The 18,957-nt window shown below is 59.1% G+C and carries 17 protein-coding genes and 2 pseudogenes; 3 read left to right on the top strand and 16 right to left on the bottom strand.

The genetic code is table 11. The features are described 5' to 3' along the window. From JCM21793_RS17885 to JCM21793_RS17855, 7 genes and pseudogenes are all read right to left on the bottom strand, one after another. Nucleotides 1-1,475: dihydroxyacetone kinase subunit DhaK (locus JCM21793_RS17885; RefSeq protein ID WP_025031230.1), on the bottom strand; the 1,475-nt coding region annotated here is incomplete at its 3' end. Between the two features lie 12 nt (nucleotides 1,476-1,487). Continuing rightward, a pseudogene (locus JCM21793_RS26830) lies at nucleotides 1,488-2,482 on the bottom strand (ABC transporter ATP-binding protein). Beyond that, the gene (locus JCM21793_RS17875; RefSeq protein ID WP_025031229.1) at nucleotides 2,475-3,572 is read right to left on the bottom strand and encodes an ABC transporter ATP-binding protein; all 1,098 of its coding nucleotides are present in this window, start codon (nucleotides 3,570-3,572) and stop codon (nucleotides 2,475-2,477) included. The pseudogene JCM21793_RS26830 and the gene JCM21793_RS17875 overlap by 8 nt, the downstream one beginning before the upstream one ends. A gap of 3 nt (nucleotides 3,573-3,575) precedes the next feature. Next, complete coding sequence (locus JCM21793_RS26825) at nucleotides 3,576-3,803, bottom strand: hypothetical protein (RefSeq protein ID WP_025031228.1); 228 nt, start codon at nucleotides 3,801-3,803, stop codon at nucleotides 3,576-3,578. Further along, a complete protein-coding gene (locus tag JCM21793_RS17865; protein ID WP_025031227.1) occupies nucleotides 3,800-4,738 on the bottom strand; it encodes a carbohydrate ABC transporter permease in 939 nt (312 codons plus the stop codon). The genes JCM21793_RS26825 and JCM21793_RS17865 overlap by 4 nt, the downstream gene beginning before the upstream one ends. After that, a pseudogene (locus tag JCM21793_RS26820) lies at nucleotides 4,735-5,681 on the bottom strand (carbohydrate ABC transporter permease). The gene JCM21793_RS17865 and the pseudogene JCM21793_RS26820 overlap by 4 nt, the downstream one beginning before the upstream one ends. Before the next feature lie 74 nt (nucleotides 5,682-5,755). Continuing rightward, a complete protein-coding gene (locus JCM21793_RS17855) occupies nucleotides 5,756-7,087 on the bottom strand; it encodes an ABC transporter substrate-binding protein (RefSeq protein WP_025031226.1) in 1,332 nt (443 codons plus the stop codon). Between the two features lie 267 nt (nucleotides 7,088-7,354). Between JCM21793_RS17855 and JCM21793_RS17850 the strand changes: the two genes are divergently transcribed. Continuing rightward, entirely contained in the window at nucleotides 7,355-8,377 is a 1,023-nt protein-coding gene (locus JCM21793_RS17850) for a LacI family DNA-binding transcriptional regulator (protein WP_025031225.1), read from the top strand. 46 nt (nucleotides 8,378-8,423) lie between these two features. Here the strand turns inward: JCM21793_RS17850 and JCM21793_RS26815 are convergent, their stop codons facing one another. The 9 genes from JCM21793_RS26815 to JCM21793_RS30540 form a co-directional block, all read right to left on the bottom strand. Beyond that, nucleotides 8,424-9,326, bottom strand: coding sequence for an AbrB family transcriptional regulator (locus JCM21793_RS26815; protein WP_280113538.1), 903 nt, complete (start codon nucleotides 9,324-9,326; stop codon nucleotides 8,424-8,426). A gap of 127 nt (nucleotides 9,327-9,453) precedes the next feature. Then, nucleotides 9,454-10,482, bottom strand: a complete 1,029-nt coding sequence (locus JCM21793_RS17840) for an ABC transporter ATP-binding protein (RefSeq protein WP_025031224.1) — start codon at nucleotides 10,480-10,482, stop codon at nucleotides 9,454-9,456. After that, nucleotides 10,479-11,453 (bottom strand): ABC transporter ATP-binding protein, encoded by a 975-nt coding sequence (locus JCM21793_RS17835; RefSeq protein ID WP_025031223.1) that lies wholly within the window; start codon nucleotides 11,451-11,453, stop codon nucleotides 10,479-10,481. The genes JCM21793_RS17840 and JCM21793_RS17835 overlap by 4 nt, the downstream gene beginning before the upstream one ends. Then, a complete protein-coding gene (locus JCM21793_RS17830; RefSeq protein ID WP_025031222.1) occupies nucleotides 11,450-12,382 on the bottom strand; it encodes an ABC transporter permease in 933 nt (310 codons plus the stop codon). Before JCM21793_RS17830 ends, JCM21793_RS17835 begins: the two co-directional genes overlap by 4 nt. 6 nt (nucleotides 12,383-12,388) lie before the next feature. Then, nucleotides 12,389-13,363 carry an ABC transporter permease gene (locus JCM21793_RS17825; RefSeq protein WP_025031221.1) on the bottom strand — a complete coding sequence of 325 codons (975 nt, stop codon included), beginning with the start codon at nucleotides 13,361-13,363 and terminating at the stop codon, nucleotides 12,389-12,391. A 21-nt stretch (nucleotides 13,364-13,384) separates the two neighbouring features. Beyond that, nucleotides 13,385-14,998: a gamma-glutamyltransferase gene (gene ggt / locus JCM21793_RS17820; protein WP_025031220.1), complete on the bottom strand. Its 1,614-nt coding sequence runs from the start codon at nucleotides 14,996-14,998 to the stop codon at nucleotides 13,385-13,387. Beyond that, complete coding sequence (locus JCM21793_RS17815; RefSeq protein WP_025031219.1) at nucleotides 14,995-15,846, bottom strand: alpha/beta hydrolase; 852 nt, start codon at nucleotides 15,844-15,846, stop codon at nucleotides 14,995-14,997. The genes ggt and JCM21793_RS17815 overlap by 4 nt, the downstream gene beginning before the upstream one ends. Nucleotides 15,847-15,946: 100 nt before the next feature. Continuing rightward, entirely contained in the window at nucleotides 15,947-16,372 is a 426-nt protein-coding gene (locus JCM21793_RS30545) for a periplasmic substrate-binding domain-containing protein (protein ID WP_244439836.1), read from the bottom strand. Between the two features lie 31 nt (nucleotides 16,373-16,403). Next, nucleotides 16,404-17,288 carry an ABC transporter substrate-binding protein gene (locus JCM21793_RS30540; RefSeq protein WP_244439835.1) on the bottom strand — a complete coding sequence of 295 codons (885 nt, stop codon included), beginning with the start codon at nucleotides 17,286-17,288 and terminating at the stop codon, nucleotides 16,404-16,406. Between JCM21793_RS30540 and JCM21793_RS30535 the strand changes: the two genes are divergently transcribed. Continuing rightward, on the top strand, nucleotides 17,229-17,447 hold the full coding sequence (locus tag JCM21793_RS30535) for a hypothetical protein (RefSeq protein WP_244439841.1): 219 nt from the start codon (nucleotides 17,229-17,231) through the stop codon (nucleotides 17,445-17,447). The genes JCM21793_RS30540 and JCM21793_RS30535 overlap by 60 nt on opposite strands. Nucleotides 17,448-17,708: 261 nt before the next feature. Next, nucleotides 17,709-18,473 (top strand): IclR family transcriptional regulator, encoded by a 765-nt coding sequence (locus JCM21793_RS17800; protein ID WP_025031218.1) that lies wholly within the window; start codon nucleotides 17,709-17,711, stop codon nucleotides 18,471-18,473. The last annotated feature ends 484 nt before the right edge of the window (nucleotides 18,474-18,957 follow it).

Here is an 18,957-nt window from a genome sequence, read left to right as displayed (position 1 = left end):
GCCGCGGCAGCAGCGGGAAGGCCGTTCTGCAGGGCTTCGAGGGCAGGCGCCAACGCATCCACCATGGTGCGGTCACCCGGCCCAGCACCACCAATTTCCTGCATGCGCGCAAGCCCGGTCTTCAGCGCAGCCCCCATCGGCTCGCCGCTGGAAGCGGCATCGCCCGCTGCCGCAAAGAAGATCGCAAGCAATACTCCCGATGAACCACCCATGGTCTGACTGAGCTCCTGCCCCAGTGCGCGCAGGAGCTGTGTGTGATCGGACAATGGCAACTGGTCCATCCGGTTCAAAAGAGCGCGGGCGGCGCCTGCCAGCGTCGACCCCGTATCGCCATCACCGGTCTTGGCATCGAGCGCGTTCAGTCTTGTTTCGGCTTCAATGAGAATATCGCAGCATTTGGCGAGAAAGGCTCGTGTCGATGCATGCTCCGATGGAAGCGGTTTTATCGGTTTCAACCCGTCCGGGAGGGGTGTCATCGCAACATCGGATATGCCATGAACCCCGGGCCATGCGGCGATATCCGCCGGCGCCTTCAGCAATCTCAGGTTGTCCGCGCTGGCGGGCAAAGCCGAGATGGAGAAACCTCGCATATCGAGCGAGGTCATCATGGCCGCCGGCCCGATCATCGCTTCCAGCTTGCCACCGATGGAAGAGCGCAGAACCTCATGCGCCAGAACCCCCATTTCGAGCATGGAGGTTCCACCGAGGTTGTTCAACAGCACCACATATCGATCGTCAGCCATGACAGAAGACAGTTTCTGGCACATGGCGCCCACGGCAGCCTTCGCGCTTTCAAATCTGACCTGCTCGACACCTGCCTCGCCATGGATGCCGAGCCCCAGCTCCGCCATGCCATCGGGAATACGATCTTCCTTCGCGGCACCGGGCACCCGGCAGGTATCAAGCGACATGCCAATGCTCTTTGCGCCGACGATAACGCGTTCGGCTGCCTGCGTCACCGCATCGAGATCGGCTCCCTGTTCGGCCAGTGCGCCGGCGATCTTGTGCACAAACAAAGTACCTGCAAGACCACGCGCCTGCGGCAGGTCCGGCAGGGCAATGTCATCATCGGCAATGACCATGGACACCTTGTGTCCGAAAGCACGGGCGCGCTCGACAGCCAGGCCGAAATTCAGTCGATCACCGGTATAATTCTTGACAATCACGAGACAGCCCGCTGGGCCCGTTACGGCAAGAATGCCTGCAAGAACCGCATCCACCGAGGGGGATGCAAAAACGTCGCCGCAGACCGCTGCCGTCAGCATCCCCTTTCCGACAAACCCGGCATGAGCCGGTTCATGACCCGAGCCTCCTCCCGACACCAGCGCAACCCTGTCCTTTGTCCAGTCGTTGCGAACGACGACACGGATATGCGGATAGCCGTCGAGCCTTGCCAGTTTTCCGCCAGACGCGGCCACGACACCATCCACCGCCTCGGTGACGACATCTTCCTTGCGGTTCAAGAATTGGGTCATGGACGGGTTCTCCTAAACGATGCGTGCGCCAGCGGCGTCGAAATAATAGGCATTGCGGGGGCGAATCTGCACCATATCGCCCGCTTTGAGCGGGGTGTGGGGATCCGTCACGGTGATGATTTGGTGCTGTTTGAAGTCGAGATGAAGGCGGGTCTGGTCGCCCAGTCGCTCAACGCGAACCACTGAACCCTCCTCCCCCTCACCCTGCACGATGTGTTCCGGTCTCAGGCCGATGGTCCTGGCCCCTTCGGGCGCGCCGGCGAAAACGGACGCCGGCAGAAGATTGATCCGCGGCTGACCAAGCCGCGTTGCCGCATAGATGCTGACCGGGTTCTCATAGACTTCTCTAGGTGGGCCGAACTGCACGAGTCGGCCATGGTCCAACACGCCCACATGGGTGGCCATGGTCATCGCCTCCACCTGATCGTGCGTCACATAGAGGAGGGTGGCGCCCGACTGCGCCTGAATGCGCTTCAACTCGATGCGCAATTCGGCCCGCAGCTTGGCATCGAGCGAGCTCAGTGGCTCATCCATCAGATAGATCGACGGATTGCGCACCAGAGCACGACCGATGGAAACACGCTGCATCTCTCCGCCCGAAAGCGCCGTCGCCTTGTTGTCGAGCTTGTGATCGATGCGCAGCACCTCGGCCACGTCCCGAACCTTGCGCTCGATCTCGTCCTTTGGTGTGCGCAACAGGGGCGATTTCAGCGGGAACTCCAGATTCTGGCGGACCGTGAGATGCGGGTAGAGCGAGTATTGCTGGAAGACCATGGCCACATTGCGCTGCGCCGGGTCCTGTCGAGAACAGATACGCCCCCGATCTGCACATCACCATTGTCGGGGCGCTCCAGACCCGCCACAATCCGCAAGGTGGTGGTCTTGCCTGCACCCGTGGGGCCGAGCAGTACAACGAACGCGCCATCCGGCACACTCATGGAAACACGGTCGAGAGCAACATCGTCACCGAAGGTTTTTGAGACATTGGACAGGATCACCTCACCCATGGCCAAGCACCTCCCTGTTTGCCTCGGAAATGAGTGCGCGACCCGAGCCAGCGTCAAACACAGTCAGGGTGCGTTTGTCTAAGCGCAAACCAACAGCATCGCCGACCCTCGTAGGCTGTTCGGAGGAAAGCCGCGCCTTGAGCGCCCCGTGAGGCGTATCCACTGAAACGATCTGGGTTGTGCCGAGATACTCCGTCGCGATTACCTGTCCGCGATAGGTCGCGGTGTCGTCAAAATGAATATGTTCGGGGCGCACACCAAGCGCCAGTGGCCCCTGCGCGTCCTCCAGAAGACGCGGGACCTCTACGGAGATGCCACCAAGTTCGACGCTGGTTCCACCCTGCTCCACCGCACCCTCAAACCGCAAAAAACTCATGGAGGGGGAGCCAATGAAATCGGCCACGAACATGGTGGCCGGCCAGTCATAGATATCCTGTGGCACACCAAATTGTTCCACGACACCGTGGTTCATGACCACGATCTTATCGCCCATCTGCATGGCTTCGAGCTGGTCGTGGGTGACATAGACGGTGGTCGCTCCCATGCGATCATGAAGAGAGCGCAACTCGTGTGCCATGTGCTCGCGGAATTCCGCATCGAGCGCGCCGAGCGGTTCGTCCATGAAGAACGCCTTGGGTTCGCGCACGATGGCGCGCGCCAGCGCCACACGCTGCCGATCACCGCCCGACAGACCGCTGACCGGCCGGTCCAGTATGCCCTCAATGCCGAGAATGCGCGACACTTCCGCGACCCTCTCCGTCACCTGCGAGCGTTTCATGCCCTGGCTGACAAGCGGATAGGAAATGTTCTTGCGCACATTCACATGCGGGTAGAGAGCGAACATCTGGAACACAAAGGCGATGTCGCGCTCGCTGGCCCGCTTCTGGCTCACCTCTTGATTGTCGATGAAAATCTCACCGGATGTCGGCAGTTCCAGCCCAGCCATCATGCGCAGCGTGGTCGTCTTGCCGCAGCCCGAAGGGCCAAGCAGCATGAAGAACTCGCCGTCCTCAATAACGAAGCTAGAGGACTGAACTGCCGTGAAGTCACCGAACTCCTTGCGGAGATTTCTGATTTCGATCCTGGCCATCATCTACTCCGGAAGATGCGAAACGATGATGAAGCCGACCGTACCGACGAGAAGCACGATGAAGCTGTAGGTATAGGCCCAGAGGAAAAAGGGCTGCATCAGCATCAGGACACCCAGGCCAATCAGAATGCTGGCGCCCATCTCCCACGGGCCGCGCACGAAGATGCGGCGTGGCGCGGGCAACGTGCGCTCCCTTTCGCCGTCTGTGGGCTTGGTCAGCGACAGGATCATTTGCGCACCGCTCCGAATGTGATGCCGCGAAGAAGGTGTTTGCGCAGCAGGATGGTGAAAACCATGACCGGCAGGAGGAACAGCGTGGCGCCGGCGGCAACGGCCGGCCAATCCTGTCCGCCCACGCCGATGATGGTGGGAATGAAGGGCGGCGCCGTCTGCGCGGTGCCCGAGGTCAGAAGCACGGCAAAGGCATATTCATTCCACGCGAAGATCAGGCAGAAGATCGCCGTGGACGCGATGCCCGTCGCGGCCTGCGGCAGAACGACCTTGTAGAAAGCCTGAAAGCGGGTGTAGCCATCAATCAGCGCGGCCTCCTCATACTCGACCGGAATTTCGTCGATGAACCCTTTGAGAAGCCAGACAGAGAGCGAAAGATTAACCGCCGTATAAAGCAGGATCATGCCCAGATGCGTGTCGTTCAGGCCCAGTTCCCGATACATGAGGAAGATGGGGATGGCGACGGCAATGGGCGGCATCATGCGTGTGGACAGGATGAAGAACATAAGATCGTCCTTCAACGGCACCTTAAACCGCGAAAAGGCATAGGCCGCGATCGTTCCGAGAAAAACGGACAGGAAGGTCGACCCAAAGCCTATGATGACGGAGTTCAGAAAGCGCTCGCCATAGCGGGACGGACCGACGATCACCATGTCGTTTTCGCGAACAATGCTGTCATACCATGTCTGTGGTTCGCCGAGGTTTTCAAGCGTTTCCGCACTCGCCCGCGTCCGCGTCGTGAACAGATTCACATAGCCTTCGAGCGAAGGCTCGAACACCACTTTCGGCGGGTAGGCGATGGCATCGGACGGTGTCTTGAAGCCGGTGGCGATGATCCATGCCAGCGGCATGATGGTGACCAGCGCATAGACCACCACCAGCACGCCGGCGAACAGCTTCTGACGACCGGAAGGTTCCGTTACGGAGAAACTCATCTCTCTTTCACCTTGTTCAGAGCCTTCACATAGATCGACGCCAGTCCGAAGACTGTCACGAAGAGAATGACGGCGTAGGCCGACGCATAGCCGGTGCGCCATTTCTCGAACGCTTCGCGCTTCAGATTGATGGAGGTCAATTCGGTGGTCGAGCCGGGACCACCGCCGGTGAGCTGGACCACCAGATCGAACATCTTGAAGTTCTCAATGCCGCGAAACAGGACTGCCAGCATGAGAAACGGCAAAACCATCGGTATCGTGATCGTCCAGAACTGCCGCCACTTGCTCGCACGGTCGCATTCAGCGGCTTCATAGATGCTTTCGGGAATGGAGCGCAGTCCGGCGAGACAGATCAGCATGACAAAAGGCGTCCACATCCAGGTGTCGACGATCACGATGGCCCACGGCGCAAGTGCAACCTCGCCAATCATGGAAAAGCCCGATGGATCCGTGCCGCTCAGAAAGCCGACCACATAATTGAACAGGCCGATTTGCGGCTGATAGAGAAAGGTCCAGAAGTTCCCCACCACCGCTGGCGACAGCATCATCGGCAGCACGATGACCGTGGTCCACAGATGCTGCCGCGAAACTTCTTGTTTATCAGATAGGCAAGGGTGAAACCGATCAGAACCTGAAGGACGATGGTCCAGAAAAGGAAGTGCGCGGTGGCCTGCATCGTCACCCAGATATCGTCATCGGTGAGAATGCGCTCATAGTTGCGCAAGCCGACGAAATCGGCCTCGCGGTTGGGACGATTGACCCGGAAATTGGTAAAGCTCAGCCGCACCGTCCAGATCAGCGGGAAGATGTTGATAGCGAGCAGCAGCAGAATGGTCGGCGCCACGAAAAGCCAGGCAATGGCACGGTCCGACAATCCGCGGACTTTTCGTGCAACGCTCTGCGGCGTGGCCGAAGCGGCCCTTTCGATCGGCTTGATGGACATTTTCGGACCTGCACGCTGGTGAATAAGGGCGGCAATGCCGACAGCAGCCGGCATCGCCCGTCAAAGGGATGCGGCTAATATTTGCCTTCGTCCTCGAAGACTTCCGTCCAGTCCTCGACTAGAGCGTCCAGAGCCTCCTGCGCAGTGCCGTTTCCGGCAATGACATAGTCATGCACGCGGTCCTGCATCGCGAGAAGAAGCGAGGCGTAAGCGGGCTCGGCCCAGAAATCCTTTACGATAGCCATGGAGTCCAGAAATGCCTGGGCGTAGGGCTGGCTTGAGGCGAAACCGGGTTCTTCAACCACGGCTTTCAACGCTGAATAGCCGCCCGACTCCCACCATTTCTGCTGCACCTCTGGCTGGGCAAACCACTTGATGTATTCAAGCGCTGCATCCTGCTTGTCGGAATAGGCGACAACGGAAATGCCCTGCCCGCCAAGCTGGGCGAAGTGACCGCCCGGGCCCTTCGGGTTTGCAAAATAGCCAGACTTGCCGCCACCCACATTCGGGTCGGCCTCCACGCCCGGCCAGATGAAGGCGAAGTTCATCTGGAGCGCGACCTGTCCGGATTTATAAGCATCGATGTTCTCCGACATATACCAGTCGGAAGAGCCTGGAGGCGTGCAGCAGTCATAGAGTTCCTTGTAGAACTCGAGCCCCTTCACCGCACCTTCGGAATTGACGAAACCATCGAGCTCATAGGGCTTGTCCGGATTGTCATACTGGAAGCCGTAATTGTAGAGCGCGTTGGTCACGCCCATGGTGATGCCTTCGGAACCGCGCTCCGTGTAGATCGCCGCGCCATAGACCTTGCGCCCATCGATCTCGCGCCCCTGGAAGAAGGCTGCAATGTCCTTCAATTCCTCAAGGGTTTCTGGGGCTTTCAGGTCGCGGCCATACTCTTCCTTGAAGGCTTCCTGAATCTCAGGCTTCTCGAACCAGTCCTTGCGGTAGGTCCAGCCGACCACATCGCCGAATGCCGGGAGCGCCCAGTAATTCGGTGTCCCCTTGGGCCATTCGGCATAGCCGGTCACCGTCGCAGGAATGAAGTCATCCATCGTGATGCCTTCCTGTTCAAAGAAGTCGTTCAGCTTGACGTAGTGGCCGCTTTCGGCAGAACCGCCGATCCACTGACTGTCGCCGATCATCAGATCGCAAAGCTGCCCACCCGAATTCAGCTCATTGAGCATCCGGTCGGCGAAATTCGGCCACGGAACAAACTCGAATTTCATCGTATGACCGGACTGTTTTTCAAAATCCTTCGAGAGCTCAACCAGCGCGTTGGCCGGATCCCATGCAGCCCAGCACAGGGTCAGCTCGTCCGCCTTCGCGGAAGCAGAAGAAGCAAGGCCGGCGCCGACCGCCAGGCCTGCTATCGCCACGGAATTCAAGATCGAATGCTTCATGCAGATACACTCCTCCCAGGCCTCCTGCTGCAAGCAGGTGGCATGCACCCTCAGGCGCTCCTCATCTGCGCGGGTGAACCCGGTAACCGGAAACTCTCCTCCCAACGCAACTGACAGCGCCTTACCCACGCTGCCTCTCAACCCTAGGCATAAATGAGGTACGCCCCTCAAATCAAGCAAATTTTGAGGTACGCACCTCATTTGCCTTGCAAACACCCCCTTATCTGACCGATAAGAACGTTGTTCATGCATTGACCGCGGAGCCCGATGCGACCCACCATCAAAGATTTGGCCAAAGCCGCCGGTGTCAGCCTGGCGACGGTGGACCGCGTGTTGAATGAGCGTCCGAATGTCAGCGCGCGCGCGGTGCGAAAAGTTCAGGATGCAATCAAACGCATCGGTTTCGAGCGAAATCTCGCCGCGGTTAACCTGGCGCGCAACAGGGTCTATCGATTTCTGTTCGTATTGCCCAAGCACGGTGACCAGTATCTGTCCGAGTTGCTGGCTGAAATCGATTCAGCACGCGCACCCCTGAAATCCGAGCTGGTAGAGGTGGAGGTGGTTCGCCTCGATGTCGAGAACCCTCACGCTGTCGCCAATCTTCTATCCTCGCTTCAGACCGACGAGGTGAATGGTGTTGCCCTGATGGCCCCGGAATCGCCACAGACCCGCGACGCCGTGCTGCGGCTAAACGAGCGCGACATCAGCGTGGTGCATTTCCTTTCAGGTCAGGCCAATCTGGAACACCACGATTTTGTCGGCATCGACAACATCGCCGCCGGCGCAACTGCGGGCCGCCTGATCGGTCGTTTCAACGCCGGACGCAGCGGTGCCATCGCCATCATCACCGAGACCATTCACGCGCAGGACAGCCTCAAGCGACGACTGGGCTTCGACCGCGTGATCCACCAGATCTTCCCCACGATTTCCTGCCTGCCGACACTCGAAACCCATGGCGACCCTGCGCGTGCAGAGCGCATCATCAAGCAGACTTTCGCCAACCACGAGGACATTGTCGCCGCATACATCATGAGCCCGGAAGCCCGGGTTCCGCTGGAAGCGTTGTCGCATTGCGCGGACCTTAAGAACCTGATCGTGGTGGCGCATGAACGCACGCCCTTCAACGAGGAGGCGTTGCGCGACGAGCGGCTGGATGCAATCATCGCGCAAAATCCCGGCCACGCCGTACGCAGTGCTTTGCGCATCCTGCGTGCCCGCAGAGACCGGCGCCAGCCCTTCGCCGCACAGGAGAAAATTCGCATCGAAATATTGTTGGCCGACAATCTTTAGGCTCAGATTCGTCGCACTGGAGACTCGTTGCGCGACCCAGCTGGGCTCAATCCCTGGACGAGAGCAGGCCTGCCGCCAGAATGACCATACCTATTCGGCTTATATGGCTGACCACGACGAAAGCCACCTCCAGATTCAGAGCGAGCGCAACCAGGCTCATCTCAGCAAGTCCGCCGGGGGCGAAGGCCAGTAGGATTCCTTCGACCGGAACGTCGATGACACGCTGGAGAGCGAAAGCGAAGATGACGGCGATCAACAGCAGGATTGCTGTAGCGCCGGCAGAGGTCACCAGAATGTGCAGAATGCGCTTTGGCGCGGTGCCGGCGAAGCGGCAACCGACGACGGTTCCAAGAACCACCTGCGCTACGGCCATAACCGTGCTTGGCACGACGAAGCCAGAGGCACCCGTCCAATGCAGCCCCGCGCTCACCAGCATTGGACCTATCAGATATGGCGCCGGCAATCGCAGCAATTTGCCGAGCCCGATCCCGGCCCCAAGTGTTGCGATGAACCAGAACACATCAGCCGATCCCATATCGGAGAGTGGTCGCCAGGTCGCCACACGTGCTCCCGGATCAGCTCCCGTGATCAACGTCATCAGTGGCGGAAGGCTCAGCACAACCAGAAAGATGCGTGAAGAGTGCATCAATGCGATGGTCCGCTCGTCGCCGCCCTTTTCCGCGCCAAGCAACACCATATCAACGAGCCCGCCCGGCATTGCCGAAAAGAAGGCCGTGCGCCGATCGAGATGAATGACGCGGCGCAAATAGACATTGCACAGAACAGCCGCCACCGCGAGATAAGCGGCCAATGCGAGGAGTGCCGGCCACCACATCGCTGCGCTCTCCAGAGTGTGCGGCTCGAACTGGGAACCAGCATGGTGCCGATCACCGCCGACATGGGCGGGCGGGCGAGAGTGGAACCGCGAACCGGCAGACTCATGATTGATGCGATGCCGCAGGCGGTCATCGAGCCAAGCATCCAGGAAAGCGGCATCCCGATCCAGGTGAAGAGCGCTCCGCCCGTGGCGCCAAGCAGCAAGGCGAGGATGAAGCCGGGAATGCGCCCTGTTCCGCTCATACCGCCTGCTTGTCGTTCAGATGGCATGCCGAAACGTGCCCCGGGGCAATCTCGCGCTTTTTGGGAACTTCTATTCTGCATCGCTCATGTGTGTGAGGGCAGCGGGGATGAAAGTGGCACCCTTTCGGAGGATTAAGAGGGCTCGGCAGCTCCCCCTTCATTGCAGCAAAGCGTCGTTTTCCCGGTCTGATGCGTGGCACCTCAGCCAGCAATTGCTGGGTATAGGGATGGTTTGGCCGGGAGAAAATCTCGGCCACAGGCGCTTCCTCAATGACCCGTCCAAGATACATGATCGCAACCCGGTCGGAGATATGCTCCACGACCCCCAGATCATGGCTGACGAACAGATAGGTCAGATCCAGCTGCTCTCGCAGATCCATGAACAGATTGAGTATCTGCGCCTGAATGGACACATCGAGCGCTGCGACGCTTTCATCGCAGACAAGAAAATCCGGCTGTACCGCAAGCGCACGCGCAATGTTGACCCGCGCCCTCTGCCCCCCGGAAAACTGGTGCGGCAGGCGCTTCTTCATCGCCGGATCAAACCCCGCCTTGGTCAGGTAGTCATCCACATAGCTGCTGGTGCTGCCTTTGATAAGGCCATGGATGCTTGGAGCCTCGGCCACCAGTTTTTCGATCGTTATCCGTGGATTGAGCGCTGCCATTGGATTCTGGAAGATCATCTGCGCTTCGAGATCGGCATCCCGCTGCCGGCTTCCACGCAACGTGGCCCGGTCCTCACCCTTCCAGAAAACCTGTCCCGCCGATGGCGGCAATATTCCTGCGGCAATTCTGCCGAGCGTCGACTTCCCGCAACCGGACTCTCCGACAAGACCCAGCACCTCCCCCTTGCGGATCTTCAGATCCACTTTGTCTAGCGCATGGATAATCGGGAAAGGTTTGGCCGCACCGAGTGCGATTGCAATCCGGGCAGCAAGGTCAGGACGCGCGCCAAAACGGCAGGACACCTGGCGAAGTTCAAGCAGCGGCGTGGAGGCGCCGGCGACGGTCTCTGCCATTGTCATACCAAAGCCTCCTCGTGGGGGTGAAAGCAGCGGTGGTAGGCCAGCACGTCCCCAAAGCGTCCCGGCCGCGCGGTGCAGGCGTCTGTTGCGCGCTCACAACGGGTGCGGAACGCGCATCCTTCGGGCATCCGCGCGAGGCTTGGTGTCACCCCGGGAATTTGCGCCAACCTGTGGCCGCGACTGTTTTGTGAAGGCACAGAGCGGATCAAACCGTGCGTGTAAGGATGTTTGGGCGCGACCAGCACATCTTCGATATTGCCCGTCTCCACAATGCGCCCGCCATACATGACCGCAATGCGATCAGCGAGACCTGAAACGATTGCGAGATCGTGGGTGATCCAGATGACCGCCGTCCCCTGATCTTCCGTCAATTTCTGGAACTCGGAAATGATCTGTGCCTGGATGGTGACGTCGAGCGCGGTGGTCGGCTCATCCGCGATGATGAGATCGGGTCGATGAAGCAGTGCAATCGCGATCGCCACGCGCTGACGCATACCGCCCGAGAACTGGTGGGGATAGGCGTCCAGGCGTTCCTCCGGACTGGGTATACCCACAAGCCCCAGCGCATCACGGGCCCGCTCACGCGCAGCCGCGCTGCTCATGCGTTCATGGGCGTGCAATGCTTCGGTCATCTGCGTGCCGATCCGCAAAACAGGATTGAGCGTCATCATGGGATCCTGGAACACCATGGCGATACGTCGGCCCCGCAGGGAACGGCGGGTTTCCGCGTCAGCCTTGGCGATATCCTCACCATCAAACAGGATCTGCCCGCCTGCCACACGCCCAGGCCAGTCCACCAGCCCCATGATAGAAAACCCCGTGACGCTTTTGCCGGAACCACTCTCGCCCACCAGCCCCAGCACCTTACCGCGCCCCAGACGAAACGACACGTCATCCACCGCGCGCAGGCCGTTTCCCGCCTCACCGGGAAATTCGGTGACGAGGTTGCGAACTTCAAGCAGCGCGGTCATCGGGCATTCCTCGGATTAAGGACATCGCGAAGCCGATCACCCACAAGATTGATGGATACGATCGTGATGAGCAGGGCGATGCCAGGGTAAAAACTGATCCAGTAGAGACCAGAGAGAAGATACTGGTACCCGTTGGAGATCAGCATTCCCAAAGAGGGTTGGGTGACTGATGCGCCCAGCCCCAGAAAGGAAAGGGTCGCTTCAAGCCCGATGGCGCGGGCGACCTGCATGGTGGCGATCACGATGATCGGGGCAAGACAGTTGGGCAGAAGGTGGCGCAAGAGCACGCGACGACCGGGAATGCGCAAGCAGCGCGCCGCATCGATGTATTCCTTCTCCCGTTCTACCAGCGCCGTCCCACGCGCCGTGCGGGCATAGGTCGCCCATTCCGCGACGATGATTGCCAATACGACATTCGTCACGCCATTGCCGAGGATCGCAAGCACCATCAGCGCCATGAGAATGGTGGGGAAGGACAATTGCAGATCCACCAGGCGCATCATGAAATTCTCGGTACGTCCCCCAAGATAAGCAGCCATGAGCCCCAAAGTGGTGCCGATAAGTGCGGCCGCGAATGCCGACGCAATGCCCACGATCAGGGAGGTGCGCAGCCCGTACATGATGCCAGAAAGGATATCGCGGCCCTGGCCGTCGGTTCCCAAAAGATAGGGCACGCCTGAGAAACTCTCCGAACCGGGGGGCAGACGACTGTCCATAATGTCGAGTTGCAGCAGATCATAGGGGTTCTGGGGAGCGATCCACGGCGCGAAGATGGCGGTGAACAGCACGACAACCAACCCGATGCATCCGACAAGTGCCGCCGGCGACGAGAAGAAGTAACGCAGCGCGGGCCAGATACGCCTGCTGATCGGAATTTGACCAGTCTGCGCAGTGGGGCTTTCAGCTTCAGTGGCGATTTTCGACTCCATGGCGCGTCAGCCTTTGCCATCCAGCCGAACCCGTGGGTCCAGCAGGGTATAACAGACATCAATGATGAAATTCAGCGAGACGAAGAGCACCACCATCATCATCAGGTAAGCGACGATTACCGGGCGATCGAGCAGGTTGATGCTGTCGATGATGAGCTTCCCCATGCCCGGCCAGCCAAATATGCTCTCGGTCACCACGGAGAAAGCGATCAAAGAGCCAAACTCCAGTCCGATGATCGTTACGACAGGTATCATCAGGTTCTTCAGTATGTGCACCAGAATGATGCGGTTTTCCCGCAAACCCTTGGCGCGGGCGAACTTGACGTAATCCTGCATGATGACCTCCTGCACGCCCGCCCGGGTAAGCCGGAGAATGAGCGACGTCTTGAACAGGGCGAGGTTCAATGCAGGCAGCAGCAGGTGCGAGAGCCCATCCCACGTGAGGAAAGACCAGCGAACCCCAAACAACATTGCGGTCTCGCCGCGCCCGTTGGAGGGCAACCAGCCGAGCTGGACGGCAAACAGCAGGATCAGCATGAGCCCCACCCAAAAGGTGGGCAGCGAGAAGCCGAGAATGGAGCCGGTCATGATAACCCGTGAGGAGACCCGGTTCGGATAAAGGCCGGCATAGAGCCCTAGAGGCAGGCCAAGGACGATCGCGATAACCATCGCACAGAGCGCCAGCTCCAGCGTCGCGGGCAAGCGCTCAAGAATCACATCGAGCGCCGGCTTGGAATAGACAAAGCTGTTGCCGAAATTCCCTTCCGTGAGACCGTGCAGGAAGCTCAGATATTGCTGCCACAACGGCCGGTCCAGCCCCAGGCTCTCGATCACGCGCAGCCGCTCAGCCTGGTTCAGGTCGGGGTTGATGAGAATATCGACCGGGTTGCCGATAACGTTCACACCAAGGAAAACGATTACCGTCATCGCAAGAATGACGAACCCCGCCTGAATTATACGTCGTATGAGGGTGGTGACCATGGTTTGTTGTCGCTTTCCGGCTCAGTCGACGCTGATCGCCATACCGTCACGCTGCGGATCTGCAGCGCCGGAAGAGACCCCGTCCGTTATCCGGATACCATGCAGCGCGGCGAACGCATAAGCTTGTGGCGAGCGCAACACTTCATAGCCTTGCTCACGCAGCTCTTCAGCCACCGAACGCCGGATGCGGTTGCAGATGTCTATGCTGTTGGACACGCCGACCAAACGCGGTGCGGAAACCGCGGCATGGATGTTCATGTCGAAGTCGATCATGTTGATGATCCCCTGGGCGACCGTCGGCGCAATGTAGCTACCGCCGGGCGCACCAATGACGATCGAGGGACTGTCGCCTTCAAACACGATCGTCGGTGCCGCTGAACTCGCCCTGCGCTTGCGGGGTGCAATCGATGCGGCCTTGCCCGGTCGCGGATCAAAGCGGCTCATCAAGCCGTTGTACATGAAGCCCAACCCCTCCGTGATGGCGCCGGAGGGGCTTCCCAGCGAATGGGTCAAAGCCACGGCATTGCCCTGCTTGTCCACCACCGAGATATGCGTGGTGTCCCGCTGCGACATATCAAGCCGTTCCACGCTGGCGCGCTCTCCCCGCTTGATCTGCGCGGCGAGTTCCGCAGCGTGCTCCTTGGACAGCAGCTCCTCCACCGGAACATCCACATAGGCGGGGTCGCCCATATGCTTGTCCTTGTCGATGGTCATGCGTTTCATCGCCTCGAACAGCGTGCGCACATAGTCTGTGGAGCCGTGCTTCATCGCGGCGAGATCAAAGTTTTCCAGAATGTGCAGCAACTCGATCATGGGGAAACCGGAGCCCGGCGGAGGGCTGGAGGCAATCCGGCGCCCGCGGTAGCTGCCCCAAACCGGTGCTGCTTTGGTGATTTCGTACTGTGCGAGATCTTCCATCGCGATCAATCCACCATTGGCCGCGAAATCCGCAGCAATCTGCTCGGCGATCTCACCGTGATAGAATATGTCTGAAGAGCCGCTTTCTGCGATCCGTCGCAATGTACGCCCGAGATCAGGATTGGTCAGTATCTCGCCGACCTCGCGAAGTCTGCCGTCGCTGTGGAAATAGACGCGCTGACCGGTTTGCGAGTATCGCAGCTTGTCCAGTGTGTTCACCTGCCCGTCACCAGTCTGGTCCTTGGTCCAGTACCAGTGCATGTGGGGCCGAATCTTGAAGCCCTCTTCGGTATATTTGATGGCTGGCGCAATGAGGTCGCCCCAATCCCAGGTGCCGTAATCTTTCAGGGCGCGCTCATACCCCTTGAGCGAAGCAGGTGTGCAACAGGCCAGATAGCCGATCTCGGAGATGTTGTTTTCCAGGATGAAGCCAAACCCGTCCCGGCTTTGACCCAGAAGCTTGTCGAGCCACATATCGGGTGTCGCCGCGGAGGGCGCGAGCGCATAAAATTCCAGCATCTCGTGGATGCCGCGATCCGGCATGTAGACCTGCATCGATCCGAAACCGCCAATGCCGCACATCTGCGGATCGACAACGCCCTGAACGAACGCACAGGCTAATGCCGCATCAATGGCGTTGCCGCCACGTTCCAGCACTTCGGCGCCGGCCTCGACTGCCTCTGGTTGCGGAGCAACAATCGTAGCGTTGCGGTTCATGCGCGCATATCCTTGAGAGTGCGGGTCAGGAAAGCTTTCGCATGGCCGATGCATTTCATCCGATCATGCGCCACGCCCGGAAGCTGGTCGAAAGTCACATTTACCCCGGCCGCCTCGAAGGAAGCCTTGAGACTGCGCAACCGCTCGGGTCGGGTGGCACCGGCGTCATTGGCGCCTTCCATGAAATAGGCCGAGCCGGGTGCATGGGCGATCTCCCAGGTTTCGAGATCTGCGTCACCGACAACCATGTGAACCGCGACGCGTGCGAGGGCTGATGCAGCGAAGGGTTTGCCGAAGCGTTCGGCCACGTCCCGCACGCCAACCCACCAATCGCGGTCCGGATCGAGGAGCGTCACTGATCCAGGTGCACCGATGCTTGCAGCCCATAGTTTTTCCGGATGGAGGATGGTGAAGCGGTGCGCGAAATGACCGCCACCCGAATAGCCGAAAATCGCAAACTTCGACCAGTCCTGCCCATATTTCCCTGCCATCTCTTCGACCATGGACAAAAGAACCTTGTCGTAGCGGATGTCGCCTTCCTGCATGTACTTGTAGCCCGAGCGCGCTCCATCACCGCGCACATTGACCGGAAAGATCGGGCACAGGATCGCGCAGTCATTGTAAAGTCCGAATTCCGCGAACCCGTCGCGAAACTCGAAAGCCGAGGTTCGGCCGGTTCCGTGGACGGCAACGAGCAGATCGACCTTTTTCCCCTCGGCTGCTGCCGGGGGGACGTAGAGCATCATGTGGAACCGGGGATCGATGCTGGACGCTATGATTGCGGTCTCACCATAGTCATAGATGGCGCGCGCGCGCAAAGCCGCACCGCTGGATGCAAGCTCCTGCATGTGTACTCCTGAGATGTTTAATGCAGGCGGGCCCGAAGGAACGCCCTATATTGGGAGAGGTATGCGGGAGGCGATCCAGGCGCCTCCCGCGGAGTGTGCGTCACTCGCCTGCTTTGTGCACTTCATAAGCGAGCGTGTATTTGTCCCCGCGCGGCTTGAACTCGATGCCGTTCTTCGCGCCCATCACCACATTCTCGTAGTGCATCGGCAACAGCCAGACATCGTTGAACGTCGCCGCCGAGACTTTCTGAAGGAGAGGCTCTCTTGCCTCTTCATCAAGCGTGGACGTCGCCTGATCCAGAAGCTCATTGATCGCGGGAACATCGATGCCTCCGCCATTGTAGCGTCCGGTGCCCTTGTCAGCGTTCCGTGCTGCCACAAGAGCCAGCGCCGGATTGGAGACTTCTCCGGTGTTTACGCCCCAGGAGCCGAGGAAGAGCGAATACTCACCATCGGAATATTTGCCAGAATAAACCGACCAGGGCATCACTTCCACCTTGGTGTCGATGCCGATGCGCGAGAACATCTGGCCTGCAGCTGCAAGACTTCGCTGTCATTCACATAGCGCCCGGACGGGCCGTGAATGGTAAGGGCAAAACCGTCTGGATAACCAGCTTCGGCAAGCAAGGCCTTCGCAGCTCCGGGTCGTAGCCGACCTCCTCAACCTCGTCGGAATGTCCGAAAAAGCCCTCGGCAACGAATTGATGGGCAACCGTGCCGTTCTTCTGCATGACACGATCAACGATGGCCTCGCGGTTCATCGCCATCAGCAGCGCCTTGCGTACGCGAGCATCCTTGAAGGGGTTGCTGTCCAGTGGCGACCCATCCTTTGCGGTGGCAAAGGGTGTTTGATCGCGCGAAACATCCATACCAAGATAAACGAGGCGGGTGGACTGACCGCGGATGATTTTCAGATCATCATTGGACTCGACCCGCGCCACACCCTCTGCAGGAAGGTTCTCGATCAGATCCAGATCCCCGGCCAGAAGGGACGCGAGACGGCCACCATCGTCGGGTACAAGCCGCAGGGTCAGACGGGACCAGTCCGCCGGGCCGGCGAAGTAATCCTCATTCCGCTCCAGTTCGATCCGGTCCCCCGGTGTGTAGGAGACCAGTTTGAAGGGGCCCGTACCAACTGCCGCGGGACCGTTCTCAAAATCGGAAACCGGTGCGTCGGCAAATTCCGAGCTGATAATGCGAATGCGGCTGAGCGAATTCAGGATCATCGGATCCGGGACTGTCGTTTCGACCACGACGGTGTGGTCGTCTTCGGCAGTCACGTTGGCGATGTTGCGGGTGTAGGAGGCAAAGGCCTGGCTCTCCTTGTCTCGAGCTCTTGTGAGCGAAACCACAACGTCCTCAGCGTCAAAGGATGAGCCGTCGTGAAAGGTAACACCCTCACGAAGCTTGAAACGCCAGTGCGTGTCGTCGACGACTCCCACTCCGTTGCGAGCTGGGGTTTGTTTTCCGCCGAGCCACCGCGATTGATCAGGCTGTCCCATATGTGGCGGCTGGTGGCGTTGTTCGGTGAATTGGAATCCTCATGCGGATCAAGCGAGGTGATGGGCGCGGCCATGCCGATTGAAAGCGTGGCCTCCTGAGCGGATGCGGGAATGGCGCCAGCAGCGATCAGCGCAATCACCGAGCATGAAAACTCCGCCGGGTCATGAATTTGGTCAATCTCTTCCCCCTGGTTGTTTCGCGGTGGCCTTCGACCGGCCGCGATTTTTTGAACTTCGTGTTCTTCAACAGGCCTGAGTAAACAGTCGCGCAAACGAGGCTGTCAAACTTATTCTGCGCTTGTTTCGTCAGATAAAACACATAAAATGCCCTGAAAGAAGTCGACCTCGATTAAGAGCACTATGAAAAACTATATAGTAGAATCAGTTGATAAGGCATTGGACCTTCTTATGGAAGTGGCCCGAAAGCCGAACATCGGCGTGACGGATCTCGCCCGAAAAACAGGGCTTAATAAGTCACGCGCCTATAGATTGTTGCATACAATGGAACAGCGTCAGATCGTAAAGCGGACGAAAGACGGCGCTTATGGCCTGGGCGATGCCATGCTGGTTCTGGGAATCACCGCTAGTTCGCAAACGGATATGATCCGCCTGGCAACGCCCATTCTCGAAGAACTGTGCCAGCGGGTGAACGAGACCGTGCAGTTGCGGACGATCGATGGCATGGAAGCCTTATGCGTTGCGAAGGCCGAGCCGTCGCGGGACCTGAGGGTGCATGCGAATGTGGGGCGCCGTCGTCCTCTCTATGTAGGTTCGCCCAAATGTCTGTTGGCCTTCCAGCCACAGGCGTTCATCGATAAATGCGTTCCCTTGAGACCTGCCGCGCTTACTGCAAACACGCCACGCTCCCGCAAAGCCATTCTTGCGGAGCTCACACGGATTCGTCGCCAGGGTTACTGTGTCAGCCGTGGTGAGGTGAGCGACCATCAGGTTTCGTGTGCTGCTCCCGTCTTTGCCTTGGACAACTCCGTCATAGCGACGTTGCATGTCGTGGCGCCTGCGTTCAGGGTTAAAGAGTCCGAACTGGAGCACATTATTCGACTAACGACATCATCTGCAGCTCGCCTTTCCCGGGCCTTGGGCTGGAGTGATGAGGATAGTGTTTGAACAGGAAGAGACACTCTAGTGGACTCAGAGTCTGTGTTGAAACTGCTCATGGGTTGCGCGACAAATCTGACAAAGATCGTGACTGGAGCTGGGAACTGAAATCGGCATCGAGCAAGCCGCGCATCAAGTGCCGATAGTGTTTGATCAGCTTGAACCCTGCGCCAAACCCACCAATGAACTTCTTTGCCTCCGGGCGCTCCAGCAGATCAAGGAAGGCTCCCGGCAGTGGCGCGGATGTGACCTCTTCAGCTTGAACGGTTTCTGCAAATTGGGCAGGCTATGGGAATAACCTCGTGTGGCCTGCCCCTATGAGATGGTACGGTTTCAGTCGTAGTGCATGATCGGCTTTGCGGCCATTGCCCTTGCGGAGGTCGATGTCGATCCCCGGGGCGGTGCAGGCCAGACAATGGCCTCTAGCGCCGGTGGTTTATAGCCGAGCGATGAGAGCGGGCGCTCGGTGTTGTAGTAGCACCGCCATGTCTCG

Source organism: Nitratireductor aquibiodomus NL21 = JCM 21793, from assembly GCF_000615975.1.
GTDB classification, from domain to species: Bacteria; Pseudomonadota; Alphaproteobacteria; order Rhizobiales; family Rhizobiaceae; genus Nitratireductor; species Nitratireductor aquibiodomus.
Note: the sequence above shows the minus strand (reverse complement) of the source record. Positions and strands in the feature narration are given on the sequence as shown.